This is a genomic window from Mesorhizobium sp. M7A.F.Ca.MR.148.00.0.0 (assembly GCF_003997735.1).
Classification (GTDB): Bacteria; Pseudomonadota; Alphaproteobacteria; order Rhizobiales; family Rhizobiaceae; genus Mesorhizobium.
The window spans coordinates 1-222 of the sequence record NZ_RZTB01000764.1; the positions used below are offsets into that span (position 1 = coordinate 1).

At 65.3% G+C, this 222-nt stretch carries 1 protein-coding gene; it reads left to right on the forward strand.

Annotated elements, in window-relative coordinates:
- On the forward strand, positions 1-222 hold a 222-nt coding region (locus tag EOB49_RS36180), incomplete at both ends, for an ABC transporter permease subunit (RefSeq protein WP_127383595.1).

Consider the following 222-nt stretch of genomic DNA (forward strand, 5'->3'; position numbering starts at 1 on the left):
CGCGCACCGTGCGCTCGGCGGTGCTGGCCGAGCGCGAGCTCGACTATGTCGCCGCCGCACAACTCAGGCATGAAAGTGCCCTGCATACGATGTTCGTCGAGATCCTGCCCAACGTCATCCCGCCGATCCTGGTCGAAACCACCGTGCGGCTCGGCTATGCCATTTTCGCCGTCGCCACGCTCTCCTTCATGGGCTTTGGCATCCAGCCGCCCTCGCCCGACT